At 65.1% G+C, this 2,287-nt stretch carries 4 protein-coding genes; 3 read left to right on the forward strand and 1 reads right to left on the reverse strand.

Annotated features, from left to right (window positions below):
- The first annotated feature begins 12 nt into the window (after positions 1-12).
- Both JNK68_10380 and JNK68_10385 read left to right on the forward strand, forming a co-directional pair.
- The gene (locus JNK68_10380; GenBank protein ID MBL8540764.1) at positions 13-636 is read left to right on the forward strand and encodes an ATP-binding protein; all 624 of its coding nucleotides are present in this window, start codon (positions 13-15) and stop codon (positions 634-636) included.
- A gap of 77 nt (positions 637-713) precedes the next feature.
- A complete protein-coding gene (locus tag JNK68_10385; GenBank protein MBL8540765.1) occupies positions 714-1,148 on the forward strand; it encodes an Hsp20/alpha crystallin family protein in 435 nt (144 codons plus the stop codon).
- Between the two features lie 21 nt (positions 1,149-1,169).
- Here JNK68_10385 and JNK68_10390 read toward each other — a convergent pair whose 3' ends face one another.
- Positions 1,170-2,012 carry a histidinol-phosphatase gene (locus JNK68_10390; GenBank protein MBL8540766.1) on the reverse strand — a complete coding sequence of 281 codons (843 nt, stop codon included), beginning with the start codon at positions 2,010-2,012 and terminating at the stop codon, positions 1,170-1,172.
- Between the two features lie 123 nt (positions 2,013-2,135).
- Here JNK68_10390 and JNK68_10395 point away from each other — a divergent pair.
- A partial coding sequence (locus tag JNK68_10395; GenBank protein ID MBL8540767.1) for a hypothetical protein occupies positions 2,136-2,287 on the forward strand: 152 nt, incomplete at its 3' end.

Here is a 2,287-nt window from a genome sequence, read left to right on the forward strand (position 1 = left end):
CCGAAGGCGGACGTGGACGCCGAAGTTCGCGGCTATCTCGCGTGCGCCGAGCGATTGGCGCAAGGTGGTCGGCTCGCGCTCCTGATCACGCAGGGCGTTGCCGGCTCCGGCAAGACGACGGTCACGAGTGCACTGCTGGAGGCGGTCGACCTGATCCGCATCCGCTCCGACGTGGAACGCAAGCGACTCGCAGCCATGAACCCGGCGTCGCGCAGTGCATCCGCCGTCGACGACGGGCTTTACACGGTGGAAGCGAGGCGGCTTACGTACGAGAGGCTGCGAGCGCTGGCGATCGATGTCCTGCGTGCGGGCTACCCGGTCGTGCTCGATGCGACGTTTCTCGATCGTGGCGAGCGCGACGCCTGCCGAAGCCGTGCGCGTTCGGCAGGGGTACCGTTCCGGATCCTCGCATGTCGTGCCGCTGCAGGCGTGCTGCGAGAACGGGTCGCTTCGCGCAGCCGCGTCGGACGGGACGCTTCCGAAGCGGACCTGCCGGTGCTGATGCGGCAGCTCGAAGGGGAGACCGAGCTCGATGGCAGCGAACTGCCGGAGGCGATCGTGATCGACACCTCGCAGGCGGTGGATGGGCATGCGTTGGCGGCAGCGCTGGGTTTGTCGGAGGATCGTGCCCAATGATTGAAGTAGGTCAAGGCAACGCGGTTTCACGTCGACTAAACTTAAAAAGGGTAATAGATAGTTAGGAGGAGATCGAGATGGCAAACCTTACTCGTTTCGACCCGTTTGGCGAAGTGACGAGCCTTTTCGATGACCTGTCGAAAGGCCTGTTCCGACCGGTCGGCTTCGGCCAGATGCCCGAGATGCCGGGCCGAATCAAGATAGACGTGAAGGAGGACGGCGCGGCTTACACCGTTCATGCGGACATCCCCGGCGTCAAGAAAGAAGATATCCACGTGTCGCTCGAAGGCAACCAGGTCACGATCAGTGCAGAAGTGAAGAAGGAAACCGAAGAGAAAGAGGACGAGCACGTCGTCCACAGCGAGCGTTACTTCGGAAAGGTGATGCGCAGCTTCAAGCTGGGCCAGGAAGTGGAATCTGCCGGCGCAACGGCCAAGTACAGCGACGGTGTTCTGGAATTGAGCCTGCCGAAGAAGCTCGGATCGAGCGCGAAGAAACTGAAAGTTGAATGAGGTAAGTCCGCCCCTGCCGCGTCAAAGGTCGCGCAGCGGGGATGCAATTACGTGGGTGGCTACGGGTACCCGTGCGCCGTGTACTGCCTGCGCGCGTTCCAGACAGGTGAGCGCAGCCGCGTGCACCCACCCATTGGTCGTGAGGAGCGTGCCGCCGCTGAGCGTGTGACGGCCATCCAGCGTCGTGGCGGTCCCGCCAGCTTCTTCCACGATGATCTGCAGGGCGGCGATGTCCCACGGTGCGACATCGAGGTCGATCGCGATCTCGCCGCGTCCCTCGGCGACCCACAGATGCTGCAGGAAATCTCCCACGCCCTGCACCGGGTGCGTGGCGGCAAGCAGCGGCTCCAGGGGATAGCGGGCGCGCGCAACCTCGTCAGCCGGGGTGCCGCAGAAGAGACGGCAGCCTGCGAGTTCCCGGCGCGCCGACACTCGAATCGGGCAACCATCGCGCCACGCGCCGGCGCCGCGTGCCGCCCACCATCGGCCAAGCAGCGCCGGTGCGCTGACGAGCCCGGCGACAACCTGACCGTACACCTCGACCGCCAGCAGCGTCGCGAAGACCGGGTCGCCGCGGACAAAGTTGAGCGTTGCGTCGATCGGGTCGACGATGAGCCGCACGCCGGAAGCACCGGGCAGCTCTCCGTACTCCTCGCCGAGCAGACCCAGCGTCGGTGCGGTCTCGTGGGCGAGTGCACGAATTTCGCGTTCGATCTCGCGATCGGCTTCCGTGACCGGGCTGCGGTCCGTCTTGTGAAATACGGCAAGCGACGGCACCCGGAAGTGACGCAGCGCCACCGCGTCCGCGCGATCGGCGAGACGCTGCAGCAGGGCGATCCATTCGTGGGGGCGGTCTGGGAGCATTGGAACGTGGAGCCGGGCGACCTGGGCGCGTGGGCCGTCCAGATCGGACCCATGTTATCGACGCTGACCGGTCGCGGCAACCCCGCTGGCAAATCCTTCCAGCCGGTCCTAAGATGACCGCACATGCAAGACGCCACGCTCAACGCCCGGTCGGTTCCCGGGACCCGCAAGCTCAGAACGAAGATCACGGCGCTCGTGATCGTTTTCCTCCTGCTCGCCCTTGCCGCCATCGGACTCACGCTCGTCGAAGCGAGAAAATTCGAGGGCAGCGCAGC

The organism is Betaproteobacteria bacterium (assembly GCA_016791345.1).
Classification (GTDB): Bacteria; Pseudomonadota; Gammaproteobacteria; order Burkholderiales; family JAEUMW01; genus JAEUMW01.